We start from the raw sequence: 19,021 nt of genomic DNA, 5'->3' as shown, positions 1-19,021 counted from the left end.
ATCCGTGGCAAATATCGTAGCCGAAAAAAACGGCGAAACCTGAGTTCAGGCTTCACCGTTATCTGGGTTACAACGCCTTCGTCAAACTGCGAATGACTCCGTCATTGCCTGCCCTACGACAGGAATAGTGAAGGACTCACCGTTGTTGGTGTAGAACTTTTCAATGTTGTTGGCGCCGGCATTCCAGTCTTTGAGGAAGACACCGGAGTTGAGATTGCCACTTTCGACATCGGCGCGATTGAAAATGTAGACCCCCAAGTCATTCGATTTGAGTACAACATCATTGAAAGTCTGAATATTCCTCAGGGTAACAGTGTCAGTACCGGTAACCCCGTCATCGAAAATCGCCACCATGGTCTTCGAGGCGACGAAATACTGATCGCTTCCTTCACCACCATAGCCATCACCCGAAGCGCTCAGATAGAGTTTGTCGTTTCCTGCACCGCCATGTAGTTCATAACCATTGCCGATGGCTATTAACTCATCATCGCCGTCGCCACCGTCTGCAATCGCGGACACGACAGTAATCCGGTCATTACCGCCGTCGCCGTAGTAAAGCGATCCTGCATCAAGTACGTAACCTGCAATGTAGTCGTTACCGTTGCCACCATGAATAATGTCTGCCTGGTTGTCGGTAGCAGGCTGGCCAGTCAACGCCCCCGTGATGGTGAAGCTATTGCCGTACAGAATGTCGTTGCCGTCGCCACCGTCAATGATATCGTTTCCGTCTCCGCCTTCGATCATGTTAGCTAGCGCGTTACCTGTCAGCGTATCGCTGAATGCAGAACCGACCAGGTTGTCGATGTTGCTCAACACATCCCCCTCGGCATCACCTCCGATGCCTGCACCGGTCAACAGGTTGACCTGCACGGCTGCCGAACTGTTGACATACCAGGCCGCATCGCCGCGTCCGACGCCGAACAGCACGTCCGCACCGCCTCCACCTACGAAGCTTTCAGCTGCTGCAGTGCTGCCGGTAAAGGTGTCCGCATAGTTGGAACCCAGGAAAGCCTCGATCGAGGTGTACACGTCACCTGCCCCCACACCGGTCAAAGGCGGAGCGCCGAGATTGAAGGTGACACCCTCGGTTTCATAGGCAAAGCTGAGGAAGTCGACACCGGCACCGCCATCGAAGCGATCCGCACCCGCGCCGCCGATGAAAATATCGCCGGCATTGGAGCCGTTTATCTGCTCAATACTGCTATAGGTATCCCCTGCTGCCGAGCCTCCATTGGCAACGCCAGTTTTAGTGCTGACAATCGCCATGCCGCCATCGGCATAACTGGCAATGTCGAAACCTGCACCGCCAATCAATTGATCCGCCCCTAGACCACCAAACAGGACGTCATTGCCTGCCCCTCCGGTGATGATGTTGTCGCCCACATTGCCGTGGCCGGTAAAGTTGCCCGTTCCCGTATAGGTCAACCGTTCTACTTCGGCGTTCAAGGTGTAACTGACTTGATTGGTGCGTACCTCATCATCACCCTCTCCCGCCAGCTCAGTGACCAGAACCGAACCGGTGCCCGTGGCAAAGTAGACGTCATTGCCCAGTCCGCCGGTAAAGTTCATCGTACCGGCAGTGACTGTGAACTGATCATCCAGAGCAGTCCCGACAATGTTCTCGAAATTGCTGAACACATCGCCTTGCGCATCACCGCCAACCCCTGACCCCGCATTGTTGGCGACCGTCAAAACGACACCTTGAGCAGATCCGGAATAGTCCAGCTTGTCAGCGGTGCCGCCCGCGCCGTCAAACACATCGGCCTGGACACTTGCAACGAAAGTGTCGTTGGAGGAGGAGCCCCGGAACGTCTCGATTCCGGAAAAGGTGTCTCCGGCGGCAATCCCGGTGTGTACGCCGGTCTTGAAGTTCAGCGTCACGCCGACGCCACTGTAATCATCCTCGTAACTGACAGTGTCATTACCGGCGCCGCCGATCAATTGATCGGCACCGCCACCGCCCATGAGTACGTCATTGCCGCTACCGCCAGTGATGACGTTATCACTGGCGTTACCTCTCCCCGTGAAGTTGCCGGTCCCTGTTCCGGTATAGGTCAGGCGCTCTACGCCAGCGCTTAATGTAGCGCTGGCCTGGCTGGTGCGCACTTCATCATAGCCACCGTCGACGGTCTCGATGACAGTCAATGCACCCGTGCCGTTAACGATGTAGACATCGTTACCTGCCCCCCCGGCAAACGTCATCGAGCCCGCTGCGAGGGTGAACTGATCATCCTGAGCTGTACCGATGATGTTCTCGAAGTTGCTGAACACGTCGCCCTGAGCATCGCCGCCCACTCCAACGCCGCCGCCATTGGTAACGGACAGGGTGATGGCCTGGGCGGAACTGGAGTAATCCAGTTTGTCGATGCCGCCAGCGCCATCAAGGGTATCGACCGCAAGACTGGCGACAAACGTATCGCCATTGGCTGAACCACGGAAACCTTCAATGCCGGAGAAGGTATCACCGGCAGCTATCCCTGTATGAACGCCATTCTTCAGGTCGACGGTTACCCCTGCTTTAGTGGGGTCATCCTCATAGCTGACAGTGTCGATACCACTCCCGCCAATGAACTGGTCAGCGCCCGCTCCCCCCATGAGCACATCGTTACCCGCACCGCCGGTGATGACGTTGTCACTGGCATTGCCCCGCCCGGTGAAGTTGCCGCTGCCGGTATAGGTCAATCGTTCGATTTCCGCCCCCAGCACACCACTGGCCTGACTGGTACGTATCTCATCATCACCCCCTCCCGCAACTTCGATGGCGTTGATCACCCCGCTGGCATCGACGACGTAAACGTCGTCGCCCGCCCCGCCACTGACGGTGATTGTTCCAGCAGTCGCTGAGAACCGGTCTGCATAGGCCGAGCCACCAATCCACTCCATATTGCTGAACTGGTCGCCTTGCGCGTCACCACCCGAGCCAGTGCCGGCACCGTTGGCAATGGACAGGCTGATGGCTTGGGACGAATCCGCGTAATCCAGCTTGTCCAGACCACCCGCGCCATCCAGCGTGTCGGCTCCAGTACCGGCGAAGAAAGTATCGCCATAGGCCGAACCCCGGATTGCCTCGATGCTCTCGAAAGTGTCTCCCTGAGCCATGCCCGTGTGCACGCCAGTCTTCAGATTTAGGGTCACACCAGCACCGGTCCTTTCATCTTCATAGCTGGCAGTGTCCAGACCGGCGCCGCCGATGAGCTGATCTGCCCCTGCTCCGCCGATCAACACATCGTTGCCGCTGCCGCCGGTAATAACGTTATCTCCGGCATTGCCCCGCCCCGTGAAGTTGCCGGTACCGGTGTAAGTGAGGCGTTCAACGTTGGCAGCCAGCGTCATGTCGACTTTATTGGTGAAGAGTTGGTCGATACCACCGCCAGCTGTTTCGATGATGACGCCGTTGGCATTGTTGTTTAAAACATAAACATCGTCGCCCGCACCGCCGTTGAGCACCAGTCCACCGCCGGTGAGGGTGAACGTATCGTTGAATACCGTGCCGACGATGGTTTCGACATTGGTGAACGAGTCACCTTGGGCATCGCCGCCAGAGCCAGTACCGGCTCCAGCAATGGACGAAAGAATGTTTATGGCCTCGGCAGAGGTCGAATAGTCCAGGGTGTCGCTACCCTGAAGCCCATCGAAGGCATCGGCAGCCGCACCGCTGACAAACGTGTCTGTGTAGTTCGTTCCCTTGTAGAGTTCGATACCGGAGTAGCTGTCTCCCAAGGCAATGCCGGTATTACTGCCGGTCTTGAGATTGAGCGTCACACCGACGCCATTAACAACATCTTCATAACTGGCGGTATCGAAGCCGGCACCACCATTCAATTGATCTGCACCTGCCCCCCCGATCAATACGTCGTCACCCGCGCCGCCCGTAATGATGTTGTCACCAGCGTTACCGGTGCCCTTGAAGTTCCCGCCCCCCGTAAAGGTCAGGCGTTCGACATTTGCCGCCAGATATGCGGTGTTTTGTGTGGTGCGCACCTCATCGTCGCCGCCGCCTGCCACTTCAATGATGCCAGCGTTAGTGTTGCCGCTGATTATGTAAACATCGTTACCCGCCCCGCCGTTAAGTGTCAGTCCGCCGCCGGTCAGGGTGAAGGTATCGTTGAACGCTGAACCGACAATCGTTTCAACATTGGTGAACGAGTCCCCCTGTGCATCTCCGCCAGTACCGGTACCTGCACCGCCAACGGAGGACAGAATGTGGACGGCCTGATCCGACGTCGAATAGCTGAGCGTATCCGCGCCCTGCAGACCGTCGAAGTTATCGGCTGCCGCGCCACTGACAAAGGTATCGCCGTAATTCGTACCTTTGTAGAGTTCGATGCCGAAGTAACTGTCGCCTAGCGCAATGCCTGTGTTGACCCCGGTCTTGAGGTTCAGTGTCACGGGAACGCCATTGACCACTTCTTCATAACTTGCGATATCGAAACCGGCCCCTCCCGACAATTGGTCGGCACCTGCGCCACCCGTCAAGACATCGTCACCTGCCCCTCCGGTGATGACATTGTCGCCGGCGTTGCCAACGCCTTTGAAGTTACCCGTGCCGGTAAAGGTCAGACGCTCGACGTTTACCGCCAGATAAGCAGTGTTTTGCGTGGTGCGAACCTCATCGTCACCGCCGCCTGCTGCTTCGATGATGCTGGCGTTGGTATTGCCGTTGATTATGTAAACGTCGTTGCCGGCCCCGCCGTTAAGCGTCAGCCCACCGCCGGTGAGGGTGAAGGTATCGTTGAATGCCGAACCGACAATGGTTTCAACATTGGTGAATGAATCGCCTTGGGCGTCCCCACCGGTACCCGTGCCAGCAGCCCCGACAGAGAAAAAAATATTGATAGCCTGGTCAGATGTTGCGTAGCTAAGCGTGTCATTTCCCTGAAGACCATCAAAGGTGTCGGCTCCGGAACCACTGACGAAAGTGTCCGCCCAGTTCGTACCCCGAAACACTTCGATATCGGTGAACGTATCGCCCTTGGCGGCGCCGGTGTGCACACCTGTCTTGAGATTCAGCGTTACCGAAATGACATTAGTCACATCCTCATAACTGGCTATATCAACTCCCGAACCGCCGTTGATCTGGTCGGCCCCTTCCCCACCCATCAATACATCGTTACCAGCGCCGCCATTTAACACGTCATCCCCGGCATAGCCCCGAATCTGATCATCACCAGCGGTACCCAACAGGGTATCCGCAGCGTTGGTGCCATATATAACTGCCATTACATCTTCCTTGTGTGTGTGTCGGAAACTGCGCTAAGACGCCAGGCGCTCCGGGGTCGCCCCTCTCTGAGCATGCACTGGGCATTGTTACGTGTTGTATTGAGCAGGCAAGGCAGCGCCTTCGATGCGGTACGACGAGCAACGGTGCGTACACGCGACACCAGCGACCAGCCCGATAGGCAACGAAATCTGATTACGCAGGAAGGATTCACTGGCTCTGCCTGCTCGGCGGGCCTATGGCTTGTCAGTTGCAGCACCTGGATCGGCGCACGGACAGCTTTGAGATTGTTCACAGGTACTCCATCCTAGAGCGTTGATGACCTCCATGTCGGCGCAGCCTACTGCCACACCGTGACGAACACCGGTCGAAAGTTTGACGGTGGCTGCTCTAGTCCGCAGACGCAGCAATTTCCACACCACCCCAGACGACGAACGGTAAAAAAATCGATGCGCAGCGTGCTAGCGCGCACAAAAAAACCGACGCCTCAGGACGTCGGTTTTTAGTGATGCAGAGCCAATAGATCAATCAGGTCATCTGAATAATGGTCTGCATAATCGTGCTCTGAGTCGAAATGGTCTTGGCGTTCGCCTGATAGTTGCTCTGACCTTTGATCAGATCAACCAGCTCGTTGGTCAGGTTAACGTTCGACTCTTCCAGCGAGTTGGACACCACCTCACCCAACGTACCAGTCTTCGGCGCGTCGTAGCCCGGAATACCCGAAGCGAAAGTCTCTTTCCAGCTAGTGCCACCGACAGCCTGCAAGCCCTGTTCGTTGGTGAAACTGGCCAGTGCAACCTGACCAATCGCCTTGCTCTGGTTGTTGCTGAAGTTGGCGAACAGCGTACCGGTGCCATCGATCGTCAGGTTGGTGATCTGGCCGGTGGCGTAACCATCCTGAGTCGGAATCGTGCGCGAGGTATCAGCGTTGTACTGCGTGGTCTTGGCCATCGAAATGGTCACGCCATTCGGGTTGGCCGAAGCGCCATTAGGCGTGAAATTACCATTGGTCACGGTGCCTGGCACCCAGTTATTCAGGGTCAAATCACTGCTGATAATCGGATTGGTCGGGTCTGCCGGATTAGGCGTACTGACCTGAAGCAACTTGCCGGAACTGTCGAACGTCAGTGTTGAAGCCACTGGTGGAGTCTTGGTTGGATCGCTACCGGTAGCATCCGGGTTACGGCCGTCAACCAAGGTGTACACCTTCCAGACGTTATCACCGGTCTTCACTACATACTGATCCATAACATGCGCGTTGCCCTGCGTGTCATAGATCGGGGTGCTGAAAGATTTGGTGTAAGTCTCAGGCTTGGACGGATCGAACACCACGGGGGTGGCGCCCGTGTCGATGATTTTAGTGGCGGACGAATTCAGGTTGATGCTCGAAGTCACCGCCGAAGTCGATTTCGGCGCCAGGTTCGAGGTGTCGATCTTCAGATCGGTCAACACACCGTTGATGATCTTGCCGTTGGCATCCACACCGTAACCCTGCAGACGCGAGGTGTAGTCGGTGTTGGTGATGTAACCGGCGTTGTCGACCTTGAACGTACCGGCACGGGTGTACGAGATCGAGCCGTTGTTGCTCATGGTGAAGAAGCCGGAGCCGTTGATGCCCATGTCCAGCACGTTGCCAGTGTTGTTGATGTCACCTTGGGTGAACTGCTGGGAAACGTTGGCCAGGCGCACGCCGTTGCCGATCACTTTGCTGCCGCTGCCCAGACGAGTCGACGAATAGACGTCTTCGAATTCTGCGCGCGAGGATTTGAAACCGGCGGTGGCGACGTTGGCGATGTTGTTGCCGGTTACGTCGAGTTGTTTGTTGGCGGCATAGAGACCGCTAAGGCCGATGTTAAAAGACATGTTCCACTCCTTCGTGCCGGGTTAGTCGGCTCTATATACCAATGGTTTGTACTTTGGACAGGGCAACGGTGCCCTTGCCGGCCAGGTTGAGCATCAGCTCGCCACCGGTCTGGCTGATCGTCACGCTGTTGACGGTCGCCGGCAGGTAGGTCGCCAGGTCGGTCGCGGTGCCGTTGATCGGTGCGCTGGCCTTGAACGTGTAAGTGCCGACCGGAACCACGGTGCCGGCGGTGTCCTTGCCGTCCCAAGTGAAACTGGCATCGCCGGCAGCGCGGCTGCCCAGGTCGATGGTGCGCACGGTCTTGCCGTCCTTGTCGGTAATGGTCACGGTGCCTCCGGCAATCGACGACGGCACGCTGACAGAACCGGTCAGGCCTTTGCTCGGGTCATCGAGCTGCGCGGTGTTGGTCTGCACGATCACGTTGCGACCGACCAGCGACGAAGCCTGCAGCGCTTGCGACGAGTTGTAGTTGCCGGCAAGGCCGCTGACGGTGGAGTTCAGCGTGGTGATGCCTTCAAGGCTGCTGAACTGCGCCAGTTGCGCAACGAACGCGCTGTTGTCCTGCGGGTCGAGCGGGTTCTGGTTTTTCAGCTGGGTGACCAGCAATTGCAGGAAAGCATCCTTGCCCAGCGCCTGGCCGCCGGTGGCACTGTTGGTCGCCGAAGCGATGCCGCCCGACGTAGTGCTGCTGGCCTTCTTCGACGAGTTGGCCAGGATGTCGTTCATGCTCAGGCTGCTGGTGGTATCCGTAACGCTCATGGCAGTCGCCCCTTATTACTGACCGAGGGTCAGTACCTTCTGCATCATGGTTTTGGCGGTGTTCATCATTTCCGCGTTGGTCTGGAACGAGCGGCTCGCAGAAATCATGTCAGCCATTTCTTCCACCACGTTGACGTTCGGGTAGTAGACGTAGCCCTTGGCGTCGGCGGCCGGATGGTTCGGCTCGTAGCGCGCTTCGAGGTTGCTCTGGTCTTCGACGACGCCGAGCACCTGCACGCCCTGCCCGGCCGCGTCCTGGTTCTGGAACAGCGAATTGCTGCCGCCGGCCTGGCCGCCCTGGAACATGGTGGCGAATACCGGATGGCGCGCGCGGTAGGTCTGGTCGATGCTCGACGAAACGGTTTCGGCGTTGGCGATGTTCGAAGCCACGGTGTTCAGACGCGTGGTCTGCGCGCTCATGCCGCTGCCGGCAATGTTGAAAACGCTGGACAGGGACATGGATTATTCTCCGCGCAGGGCTGACACCAGCCCTTTGAATTTGCTGTTGAGCAAGGTGAAGCTGGCCTGGAAGCCGACGGCGTTTTCCGCGTAGTTGGACTGTTCCAGTTGAGCGTCGACGGTGTTCTGGTCGATCGAAGGCTGCATCGGCGTGCGATACATCAGCGACTCGTCGCCATTGCCCAGCCCTTCAGCCTCAATGTGCCGGCTGTTGGTCATGTTCAGGGCAAAGTGGCCGCCGGTCTTGGTCTTCTCGGTCTGTGCTTCGAGCACTTTGGAGAAATCCAGATCCCGCGCCTTGTAGTTCGGGGTGTCGGCGTTGGCGATGTTGTTGGCCAGCACTTCGGCACGCTGGGCGCGGAAGCCCAATGCCTTTTCGTGAATGCCCAGCGCTTTGTCGAAGCTGATGCTCATGTCGGGAACCTTCAGGTGACCGGTTTTTCGTATCTGAGCTTTAGCAAGCGCCGTGCCAAATGGAAGAACCCCCCGTATTCCGGGGCTTTGCGCCGGACAGGCAAAGCGGCAATGCCAGAAAAGCGGCAACCGGTTACCGCCGGATGCCGCTTTTCTGCCGCTGTCGCCTGCCAACACCGAACCTGTAGGAGCTGCCGAAGGCTGCGATCTTTTGATCTTGGCCCTTAAAAGCAACAATCAAAAGATCGCAGCCTTCGGCAGCTCCTACACAGGGTGCGGTGTCAGGTAAAAAAACGGGAGGCTTTGAAGGCCTCCCGTTTTTTGTATTGCCGCTGACCGCTTATTTCGCTTTGTAGATAATCCCCGGGCTGCACTGAACCATCTGGTAATGATCCGGCAATCCGTTCAGCGCTTCCGAAGCGCCAAGGAACAGGTACCCGCCCGGCTTCAACGTGCTGTGAATGCGCAACAGGATGTCCTTCTTCACTTCGGCAGAGAAGTAGATCAACACGTTGCGGCAGAACACGATGTCGAACTTGCCCAGCGCTGCGTAACTGTCGAGCAGGTTGAACGAGCGGAATTCCACCCGGCTCTTGATCGGCGCCTTGACCACCCAGCGCCCCGGCCCTTTCGGGTCGAAGTAGCGTTGCAGGCGTTCCGGCGACAGACCGCGACCGATCGCCAGGCTGTCGTACTCGCCGGTCTTGCAGTTGTTGAGCATCAGGCCCGACAGATCGGTGGCAACGATCTGCACGCCCATCTTCAACTGACCCAGGTTGCTGCGCTCGAACTCGTCGATCGACATCGACAGCGAGTACGGTTCCTGTCCCGACGAGCAGGCCGCCGACCAGATCCGCAGACGCTGGTTGGGGCTGGCCTTGATCGCTTCCGGCAGTACCTTGTTCTTCAAGACTTCAAACGGATAGGTGTCGCGAAACCACAGGGTTTCGTTGGTCGTCATGGCATCGACCACCTGCTCGCGCAAACCGCTGCGCGGCTGGGTCTGGATGCGCTGCACCAGCTCACCCAGGGACTTGATGCCTTGCTGCTCCATCAGTTTGTTGAGACGGCTCGAGACCAGATACTGCTTGTTTTCACCGAGCAGAATGCCACAGGCTTTTTCCAGGAAGACCCGGAACTGTTCGAAATCCAAATTACCCGTAGACAATGATGCCGCCTCTTAAATCGTGTTGACCGCCAGGGGCAGAAGGCCCCTAGCTGATATCTGCTGCTTTGATCCGGTCGACTACCCGGGATGCGAGGTCATCAGGACGGAATTTGGCCAGGAAGTCATCAGCACCGACTTTCTTGACCATCGCCTGATTGAATACCCCCGACAACGAAGTATGCAGGATGATATGGAGCTTTTGCATGCGTGCGTCGCCGCGGATTTCCGCCGTCAGGGTGTACCCGTCCATCTCCGGCATCTCGATGTCGGAAATCATCATCAGGAACTCTTCTTCCGGCTTCTTGCCCTCGTCGACCAGCTTGCGCAGGTAATCCAGCGCCTGCTTGCCGTCGTTCAGCGCCACCACTTCGACACCGATGGTCTGCAGACAACGCGTGACCTGCTTGCGCGCCACCGACGAGTCATCGACCGTCAGCACCCGCAGCGACAACGCCTTGGTCTGCGTCTCGACATCGACCACGCCCACCGAAATCGCTTCCGGCGTCGGCGCCACTTCGGCCAGCACCTTCTCGACGTCGATGATTTCGACCAACTGATTGTCAACCCGCGTCACAGCGGTCAGGTAGTGATCGCGACCGGTACCCTTGGGTGGCGGATGGATCTCTTCCCAGTTCATGTTGACGATGCGCTCCACCGAGCGGACCAGGAAACCCTGGGTCTTGGTGTTGTACTCCGTGATGATCACGAACGGACTGTTCTTGTCTTTCAACGCACCGGAGCCCGTTGCCATTGCCAGATCCAGGATCGGAATGGTCGCTCCCCGTATATTCGCTACCCCGCACACGACAGGACTGGATTTGGGCATCAACGTCAGGGACGGGCACTGCAACACTTCCCGTACCTTGAACACGTTGATCCCGTAGAGCTGCGGCCCGTCGAGACGGAACAACAGCAGCTCGAGGCGATTCTGCCCTACCAGTTGCGTGCGCTGGTTCACCGAATCCATTACACCAGCCATGCCCAGACTCCTACACCAACGCCAAGTGTTGTTGCGACGCACATTCATTGCTAAACGGCACGGCGCTTGCTTTTTAACTCGTATGAACGCTCAAACGACATTTTCCCGACGCCTGACATCCTCCCTTCGCAAAGGGCTTTGCGCGGTGTCCGCCGTTTGCTGCTTGCTTGCTGGCAGTCCTGCCCATGCAGATGCGGTTACCTTGCCTGATATGCTTATCGGCGTGACTCAGGGCTTTCTTGAATTCACCGTAGAAGACTATTTGGCTTCCAGTCAAACCGAAGGCCGCTACGAAATCGAAGTCAACCAGCTCGACCCGCGCATGCGCATGCCCATGTGCGACAAGGAATTGACAGCCACACTGGAGAGCCCGGCACGCCCGCTGGGCCGCGTCACGGTGAAGGTTCGCTGCGAAGGCAGTTCGCCGTGGACGGTGTTCGTACCCGCTCAAGTCCGCCTGTTTCGCGAGATCGTGACGACCACTCGCCCGCTGAAACGCGCCGGCATTATCGAGCCGCAGGATGTGACCTTGCGCGAGCGCGACATCAGCACGATCAACCAGGGTTTCCTGACCTCGGTCGACGAAGCGATCGGGCAGAAACTTACCCGACCAACGGTCGCCGATCAGGTCATCACCCTGGTGCATCTGGAACAGGCCGAAGTGGTGCGCAAGGGTGACCAGGTGGTGATCACTGCGCGCAGCGGCACCCTTGCCGTACGCATGCCGGGGGAAGCGCTCTCCAATGGCGGCATGAAAGAACAGATTCGAGTAAAAAACCTTAATTCTCAAAGAGTTATCAAGGCGCAGGTGATTGCGCCGGGACAGGTCGAAGTGGCCATGTAAAAGCCTCGTGGAGAAAACTGGCGCCGATCCCGTCGCTTCCCTAAACTGTGCCGCAGCAGGTCTCGCAACGGCGCATGCAAGCTTATGGTTGATTGGGCCTAAAGTTTTTCAGGGGATAGCCGAAAACATGGCAAGCGTCCAAATTCCCAGAGGTTTTTTATCATGGTTATCGATTTCAACCGATTGAACAGTTCCTCGTCACTAACCGGCAGCACACGTACCAGCAACGCCAAGGAAAGCGCTGAAAACAGCCCCTCCGCGCCGCTGAATACCCAGGCCGAACAGGCCAATGTCGCCAAAAGCGGGGAGTCGGTACACCTCAGCAATGAGGCTCAACAGTTGCAGAAGGTCACTGACAAGCTGCGCGATCAGCCTGCTGTCGACAAAGCCCGTGTGGCCGAGTTGAAAGCCGCGATCGCCGATGGCAGCTATAAAGTCGACAGCAACCGTGTAGCCAGCAAACTGCTCAACTTCGAAGCCCAGCGCTAGGCTTTTGCCGGCGCCAGGCTTTTGGACGCTTAAACCCCAAGGCCAGCCATGCACGACACTAACTTATTGCAATTGATCAACGACGACTTTGCTCCAGCGCAACAATTGCTGGACTTATTGCAAACCGAATCCCTCGCTTTGCATGGTCGCGACATGCCGTTGCTGGAAGAAATTCTGGCGACCAAGCAAGCGTTGATCATTCTGCTCGAGCAGCATGGCCGCAAGCGCAGCGAAATCCTCGCCAGCCTCAACCTGCCGACCGATCGCACAGGTCTTGAGCAACTGGCCAGCCAGTCGAGCATTGGCGACCAGTTGCTGACCCAGGGCGACGCCCTGACCGCGCTGATCGCCCAATGCCAGGCGGCCAACATCAAGAACGGCCAGTCGATCCAGATCCAGCAGGCGACTACGGCCAACCAGCTGAAGATCCTCACCGGCGGTGAGCCGCCAGCGCTGTACGACGCCAGCGGGACCTTTGCCAAACCGGTCAAGCCGCGAACGCTCAGCCAGGCATGAGCCATTCGCTGGCCCTGCACTATCCACTTGCGCAACATGCTGGCAAAATGCTGGCCAGTCGTCTTATTTTGTCTGGAGATTGAAGAACCGTGTCCAACACCCTAAGCGCGGATGATGCTCCGCAGCCTCCGAAGGTGCTCACCACGCCACTGGAAATCTCCAGCAACCTGCGCCAGCTGCAAGACAGCCACGATCCGCTGATCATCACCTTCCATGAACGCAGCCAGCGCTTTCAGAGTTACCTGATCAAGGTCGACCGCGAAACCGCAACGATCGCCCTGGACGAAATGATTCCGCGCGATGGCGAGCGCTTCCTGCAAGCGGGCGAACCGTTCAAGGTCGAAGGCTTTCATGACGGCGTGCGGATTGCCTGGGAATGCAACGGCACACTGAACATCGAAGAATCCGACGGTGACCGTTTCTACACCGGCGAACTGCCGAGCGAAGTGGTCTACCACCAGCGCCGCAACGCCTTCCGCGCTGCATTGAAACTCACCGATCTGGTCAGCGTTGAACTGGGCGGCGAAAAGCTCAAGACGCCGTTGCACGGCAAGCTGCTGGATATCTCCGCCACTGGCTGCAAATTCCGTTTCGAAGGCGACATCACTGATCGCCTGCAACTGGGCCAGGTCTACGATCGCCTGATCGCCCCGCCGCTGTTCGGCAATCAGCCAACATCGGTCGAACTGCGCTATCTGCATTTCGAAGAAAAACTCAACATCACCTTCGCCGGTCTGCGCTTCCACAACATCAGTGGCCAGGCTGCGCGCAACGTCGAGCGTTTTGTTTACCAGTTGCAGCGTGAAGCACGGCGTTTCGACAAAGACGATCTCTGAGTCGCAGCGATCAAAAAAAAGGGCAGTCCCGCACAGGGCTGCCCTTTTTTATGCGCCGATGTTTATCTTCGGCTCAAGGCCTGCCACCACTGATATCCGGCTCAGGCTTATCGTCATTGCCGCTGTCCAGTTCGGTTTCAACGACTACTTCCGGCTGCGCTTCGGGCTCAGGCTCAGGCTCAGGAGTGACCGGCGCCGGATCCTGCACCATCTGCTCCTGCACCACCTGCTCATCAACACGCGGGTCAAGCGCCGCCACCAGCGGCGAGCTCGACATGCTGTCCGGCATTGCCACGTGATGCAGCGGTGCGTCGTCGACCTGGTGCAGGTTGGTCACTGCTTTCGGACGAATCCGCCAGACCAGCACCAACGCGAAGAAACTGAAGAACGCATACAGGCTCTGACTGCCGAGAAACTTCATCAGCACGCCCGCCAGCAGCGGCCCGATGCTCGCGCCAACACCATAAGTCACCAGCAACATGGCGGTCAGCGACACCCGGCGATCGCCTTCGACGTGGTCATTGGAGAACGCCACCGCCAGCGGATACAGGCAGAACTGCACCAGCGAACAGAAGAAACCAACGACGAACAACACCTCCAGCGGCACCTGCGGCATGATCGCCAACGGCAACGCCGCCACCGCCAGAAACCCGGCAAAGCAGCGGATCAGCAGCGCGCGGTCATAACGGTCGGACAACCAGCCCAACGGCCACTGCACCAGCAAACCGGCAAAAATGCAGCTACCCATGAACAGACCGACCTGCTCGGTCGACAGCCCTTGCTGCGAGGCGTACAGCGGTGCCAGACCATAAAACGAACCAATGATCAGACCGGCGCCGAGCACCGTGCTCAGCGATTGCGGCACGCGCTTGATAAAGAAGCGCGGCTCCATTGGCGCCGGATGCAATGGCGCCGGGTGAATCCGCCGGGTCAGCGTCACCGGTACCAGACACAGGGCAAAGCACAGCGCCACCAGCATCAGCAGTTCCAGGCCGAGCCCAGGGTGCATGACCAGAATCAGCTGGCCCAGCACCAGGCCCAGGTACGAGGCGATCATGTAACCGCTGAACACCAGCCCGCGCTGATTGGCGTCGGCCTGCTCGTTGAGCCAGCTCTCGATGACCATGTACTGACACATCATGCCCAGACCGACGATCGTCCGCAGCACCAGCCACGCCGGCAGCCAGTCCACCAGTCCATGGCCGAGCACCGCCGCGCCGACGATCCCGGCACACGCCGAGTAGGCACGGATATGCCCGACCCGGGCGATCAGGCGATGGCCGATCTTGCCGCCCAGCACCAGACCGAAATAGTTGGCCGCCATCAGCGCACCGACCCACAAACCGTCGACGTTGTCGGCGGCCAGACGCAAAGCCAGATAAGTAGAGAGAAGACCTGAGCCGATCAACATCATCAGCGAGGCGAAATACAGTGCTCGAAAGGATTTCCAGATTTGGCGCATCGGCGTTCCGAGCGGCTCCTTGCAGTAAATACCGGGCGGTCAGAACGACTGCCCGGCAGCAGCGATACGTCAGGCCTGGGCGGCCAGCACACGGCGCTCCCAGGGAGTGATTTCATCAAAGAAACTGGTCAACTCCATGGTCTTCGAAGCGATGTAGCCTTCGATGAACTCCGACCCGAACAGTTCCCTCGCCAACTGGCTACGTTTCAGACGCTCAAGCGCGGCGTGCAAGGTACACGGCAAGGTCAGATTATCCGGCACGGCGAATTCGCCCTGGATCGCTGCACTCGGCTCCAGCTCTTGCTCGATGCCATGCAAACCCGCAGCCAGACTGGCGGCGATCGCCAGATAAGGGTTGGCGTCGGCGCCCGGCAAGCGGTTTTCGACCCGACGTGCGGCCGGTGAGCTGGCGGGAATACGCAAGCCGGCGGCGCGATTGTCATGGGACCAACAGGCATTGTTCGGCGACGCGTACGGATGACACAGGCGCTGATAGGAATTCACGTTGGGCGCAAACAGTGCGGTGAAATCGGCGAGGCCTGCCTGTTGCCCGCCGATGAAGTGGCGGAACATCGACGTCGGCTCGCCGTTCGAGTCAGTGAAAACATTCTTGCCGCTGCCGATCTCAACGATGCTCTGGTGAATATGCATCGAACTGCCCGGCGTATGCGCCAGCGGTTTGGCCATGCACACCACGCTCAGGCCATGCTTGAGCGCGACCTCCTTGAGCAGGTGCTTGAACAGGAACGTCTGATCGGCCAGCAGCAGCGGGTCGCCGTGCAGCAGATTGATCTCGAACTGGCTGACGCCCATTTCATGCATGAAGGTGTCGCGCGGCAGGCCGAGGGCGGCCATGCATTTATACACTTCGCTGAAGAACGGCCGCAGACCGTTGTTGGAACTGACGCTGAACGCCGACTGGCCATCCTCGCGGCGGCCGTCGAGGCCGACTGGCGGACGGAACGGCTGAGTCGGATCGGTGTTCGGTGCGAAGACAAAAAATTCCAGTTCGGTCGCCACCACCGGCGCCAGACCGTGCGCGGCGTAACGGGCGATGACCGCTTTGAGCTGGCCACGGGTCGAGAGACTTGAGCTCCCCCCGCTCAGTTCGTCGGCGTCGCAAATCGCCATGGCACGCGGCTCGTCGCTCCAGGGCAAACGGTGAATCTGCGCAGGATCGGCAACCAGCGCCAGATCGCCGTCATCGCTGCCGTAGAACCGCGCCGGCGGATAGCCGCCCATGATGCATTGCAGCAGCACACCCCGCGCCAACTGCAAACGCCGCCCTTCGAGAAAACCCGCGGCGGTCATCACCTTGCCCCGTGGCACACCGTTCAGATCCGGGGTGACACATTCAATCTCATCAATGCCGGTCAATCGCTGCGCGAGTGAACCCTGGCCATCGGTTGTCATGACGCAATCCTTGTTATTGTGCGAGCCGCGAACGGCGACCCGGACAAAATAGGCTGCGGCTGTTCGGAATATCAAGCAGCGCCCACAAAAATCCCGATCTTGTGCAGGAGCCGTAGGAGCTGACGAGTGCAACGAGGCTGCGATCTTTTGATCTTGCTTTTTAAAATCAAAAGATCGCAGCCTTCGGCAGCTCCTACACCAGACCTCAGGGCAAGTAGAGGCTGAATACCCCACCACCCAACGGCCCGCCATTGCTGATCTCGGTGCGCCCTTCCACGCCGTTGCGCTGATGCAGCGCGGCGATGCGATTGGCGAAATACAGACCGAGGCCGGTGCTGCCGCTGCTGTGATTGATGCCCTGCACATAATCGGCCTGACGCTCGAGCATCTCTGCTGGATAGCCGTCGCCATCGTCATTGATGCTCAGCACCAGTTGCCCGGCTTCGTCGCTGACGGTAATCAGCAGCGACTCGCGGGCGTAACGGATCGCATTGTTGATGCAGTTACCGAGCACCGAAGCGGTCAGCTCGCGATCGAAGAAACCCAGCGGGCTCAACGGATCGACTTCATAGGTGGCGATGATGCCGCGGCTGGCAAACACTTCCTGATGCGCGGCCAGTTGCGCCTCGATGAAATCGTCGAGTTCGTGATAGGCCGGCTGTAGCGGCAACTGGTTGACGCCGAGTTTGTACAGCCCGAGCAACTGCACCAGCATGCCGTTGAGGTGGGCGAACTCGAAGTCGATCACGCCCTGCTCCGAGCCGTCGCGCAGCTCTTTCGGCAGACGCGCCAGCCATTGGCTGTGCGCCTGCATCAGCATGGCCAGGGAGTTCTTCATGTCGTGGACGGTGGAGGCAATCACCGTGGAAAAATCCAGCGCCGGATCAATTGGGTTCATTCGCCAAACGCCTTGCTTTTCAGCTTCTGATAACGCGCAAACCGCGCGTCGGTGTCGGGCATCAGGCCCACCAGTTTCAGGCAGGCCCGACATTCTTCCAGCTCCGCCGACGGCACACTGGTGTCGGTGCCGTGCAGCAGCGACTGGGCCAGGTTCAGCGCGATACTGATGTTTTTCGGTTGCAGCTTGAGCGCCTTGCGGAACACCTCGCGGGCCTCGACCAGATTGCCGGTCTTGTACACGCGCACGCCCTGGCGGTTGAGATCGGCCGCAGCGTTGCTCGAGCTGAGAATGGTCGGATCGTCGGTGAGTTTGGCGATGTCTTTCATCACCGCCGGGTCATCACCGTAAATCTCCGCGCAGCTCTTGAGCATCGAAGTGCCCGCCTCGGCCTGACCGAGCATCTGCAACTGCTTGGCCACCAGCAACGCCGCCTCGGGGCTCATGAATTGCTCCATGCCATCGAGGCGCATCAGTGCTTGTTCGGTGAGTTTGTCGGCGGTTTCAGCGTCGTTGAGCAACAGGCTGGTGGCCTTCATCAGCCGCGCGCGAATTTGCAGGCCGGGATCGCTCGGGTTCTCCTTGGCCACGGCACTGAGGGTGGTGTTGATCTCCAGCCGCGTGCGCGTGTCGAGGCCGCGATCGCTGCCCTTGCTAATCAGCGCATGAGCCAGGCCGAGATTGCTTTCCGGGTCCTTGAAACGCGACTGCGCGCCCTGCGCCACGGCCTGACGATAAGCGCGCGAGGCGGTTTCGAAATCTTCGTTGGCCATCGCCAGTTTGCCGAGCAAAGCCTGGCGGCGCACCGCCAGCGGCGACAGACGGATCGCTTCTTCGAGCACCCGCTGCGCGCCTTTGCTGTCGCCTTCGGCCACCAGCACATCAGCCATGCCGTCATACAGCGCCGGCATCATCGGGAACACTTTCAAGGCCTTTTCATAGACCTCTTTGGCCTGCGACACCTGCCCGCGCTTGAACAGCAACTTGCCCAATCCAGCGAAGGCCCACGGCAACGGCCGGTCGGCAATGATGCCGTCGTAGAGCCGCTCCAGCGCTTCGTTCTGGTTCATGTCGCGCAGGGCGTCGGCGCGGTAGCGCAGGCACAGCGGCGAATAGCGGATGTCCTGTTTGCACAGGGCAATACAGGCATTGAGCACCTCGACCGGCTTACCGCGATCAAGGGCTTGCAGAATCGGTTTGAGCAAGGTCTTGCGTTGCTCCAGACGCTCAAGGCGCTGGGCCAGTCCGGAACGGTTGAACGGCTTGGTCAGGTACGCATCCGGCTCGTGCTCCAGCGCACTGAGCACCATCGCCTGACTGGTCTCAGCGGTGACCATGACGAAAACGGCTTCGTGGCTGATGAGCTTTTCCGACATCAGGTCTTCGAGCACCTGCTGGCCATTCTTCTTGCCGTCGCCGAGGTGGAAGTCCTGAAGAATGAAATCGTAGGACTTCTGCGAGCACATCTTCAGCGCCTGCTCCCCAGTGTCGGCAGTATCGACATCCTTGACGCCGAGCTCACGCAACATCGAACGCACGGAACTGCGGAAATCGGAAAAATCATCGACGATCAGAAAGCTTTTTTGGTGATACGACGACATCGAAGATTTCCAGGCAATTGAAGAAAACGAACCGAGGCGATTTCAGGCGCGCAGATGATAGCTGGAGGCCATGCGCCATCAAGCGATTTCGCTGGAGTCTG

Annotated in this window: 15 protein-coding genes; 4 read left to right on the top strand and 11 right to left on the bottom strand. The window is 58.6% G+C overall.

Annotated elements, in window-relative coordinates; genetic code table 11:
• Nucleotides 1-81: 81 nt before the first annotated feature.
• From AC0IXA_RS14500 to AC0IXA_RS14470, 7 genes are all read right to left on the bottom strand, one after another.
• Nucleotides 82-5,220 (bottom strand): beta strand repeat-containing protein, encoded by a 5,139-nt coding sequence (locus AC0IXA_RS14500; protein ID WP_471813629.1) that lies wholly within the window; start codon nt 5,218-5,220, stop codon nt 82-84.
• A gap of 526 nt (nt 5,221-5,746) precedes the next feature.
• The gene (flgE, locus tag AC0IXA_RS14495) at nt 5,747-7,081 is read right to left on the bottom strand and encodes a flagellar hook protein FlgE (RefSeq protein WP_341638993.1); all 1,335 of its coding nucleotides are present in this window, start codon (nt 7,079-7,081) and stop codon (nt 5,747-5,749) included.
• Nucleotides 7,082-7,112: 31 nt separating this feature from the next.
• Nucleotides 7,113-7,841: a flagellar hook assembly protein FlgD gene (flgD, locus tag AC0IXA_RS14490; protein ID WP_341638992.1), complete on the bottom strand. Its 729-nt coding sequence runs from the start codon at nt 7,839-7,841 to the stop codon at nt 7,113-7,115.
• Between the two features lie 15 nt (nt 7,842-7,856).
• Nucleotides 7,857-8,300, bottom strand: coding sequence for a flagellar basal body rod protein FlgC (flgC, locus tag AC0IXA_RS14485; protein ID WP_016773614.1), 444 nt, complete (start codon nt 8,298-8,300; stop codon nt 7,857-7,859).
• Between the two features lie 3 nt (nt 8,301-8,303).
• Nucleotides 8,304-8,714 (bottom strand): flagellar basal body rod protein FlgB, encoded by a 411-nt coding sequence (gene flgB / locus AC0IXA_RS14480; protein ID WP_016773613.1) that lies wholly within the window; start codon nt 8,712-8,714, stop codon nt 8,304-8,306.
• Between the two features lie 340 nt (nt 8,715-9,054).
• Complete coding sequence (gene cheR, locus AC0IXA_RS14475) at nt 9,055-9,882, bottom strand: protein-glutamate O-methyltransferase CheR (protein WP_016773612.1); 828 nt, start codon at nt 9,880-9,882, stop codon at nt 9,055-9,057.
• A 46-nt stretch (nt 9,883-9,928) separates the two neighbouring features.
• Nucleotides 9,929-10,861, bottom strand: a complete 933-nt coding sequence (locus AC0IXA_RS14470) for a chemotaxis protein CheV (protein ID WP_016773611.1) — start codon at nt 10,859-10,861, stop codon at nt 9,929-9,931.
• Nucleotides 10,862-10,943: 82 nt separating this feature from the next.
• Between AC0IXA_RS14470 and flgA the strand changes: the two genes are divergently transcribed.
• The 4 genes from flgA (at nt 10,944) to AC0IXA_RS14450 (ending at nt 13,546) form a co-directional block, all read left to right on the top strand.
• A complete protein-coding gene (gene flgA, locus AC0IXA_RS14465; RefSeq protein ID WP_471813625.1) occupies nt 10,944-11,705 on the top strand; it encodes a flagellar basal body P-ring formation chaperone FlgA in 762 nt (253 codons plus the stop codon).
• Between the two features lie 162 nt (nt 11,706-11,867).
• A complete protein-coding gene (gene flgM / locus AC0IXA_RS14460) occupies nt 11,868-12,194 on the top strand; it encodes a flagellar biosynthesis anti-sigma factor FlgM (protein ID WP_016773609.1) in 327 nt (108 codons plus the stop codon).
• Between the two features lie 48 nt (nt 12,195-12,242).
• Entirely contained in the window at nt 12,243-12,710 is a 468-nt protein-coding gene (locus AC0IXA_RS14455) for a flagella synthesis protein FlgN (RefSeq protein WP_471813622.1), read from the top strand.
• An 89-nt stretch (nt 12,711-12,799) separates the two neighbouring features.
• On the top strand, nt 12,800-13,546 hold the full coding sequence (locus AC0IXA_RS14450; RefSeq protein ID WP_039757860.1) for a flagellar brake protein: 747 nt from the start codon (nt 12,800-12,802) through the stop codon (nt 13,544-13,546).
• Nucleotides 13,547-13,619: 73 nt separating this feature from the next.
• Here the strand turns inward: AC0IXA_RS14450 and AC0IXA_RS14445 are convergent, their stop codons facing one another.
• The 4 genes from AC0IXA_RS14445 to AC0IXA_RS14430 form a co-directional block, all read right to left on the bottom strand.
• Nucleotides 13,620-15,008 carry an MFS transporter gene (locus AC0IXA_RS14445; RefSeq protein ID WP_471813620.1) on the bottom strand — a complete coding sequence of 463 codons (1,389 nt, stop codon included), beginning with the start codon at nt 15,006-15,008 and terminating at the stop codon, nt 13,620-13,622.
• A 69-nt stretch (nt 15,009-15,077) separates the two neighbouring features.
• Nucleotides 15,078-16,319 (bottom strand): glutamine synthetase family protein, encoded by a 1,242-nt coding sequence (locus AC0IXA_RS14440; RefSeq protein WP_471813675.1) that lies wholly within the window; start codon nt 16,317-16,319, stop codon nt 15,078-15,080.
• 307 nt (nt 16,320-16,626) lie between these two features.
• Complete coding sequence (locus tag AC0IXA_RS14435; RefSeq protein WP_471813618.1) at nt 16,627-17,319, bottom strand: sensor histidine kinase; 693 nt, start codon at nt 17,317-17,319, stop codon at nt 16,627-16,629.
• A complete protein-coding gene (locus tag AC0IXA_RS14430) occupies nt 17,316-18,920 on the bottom strand; it encodes a tetratricopeptide repeat-containing response regulator (protein ID WP_016773603.1) in 1,605 nt (534 codons plus the stop codon). Before AC0IXA_RS14430 ends, AC0IXA_RS14435 begins: the two co-directional genes overlap by 4 nt.
• Nucleotides 18,921-19,021 lie beyond the last annotated feature (101 nt).

The organism is Pseudomonas sp. AC083 (assembly GCF_979253165.1).
The sequence above is the reverse complement of the archived record's forward strand: the minus strand, read 5'-3'. Positions and strand labels throughout refer to the sequence as shown.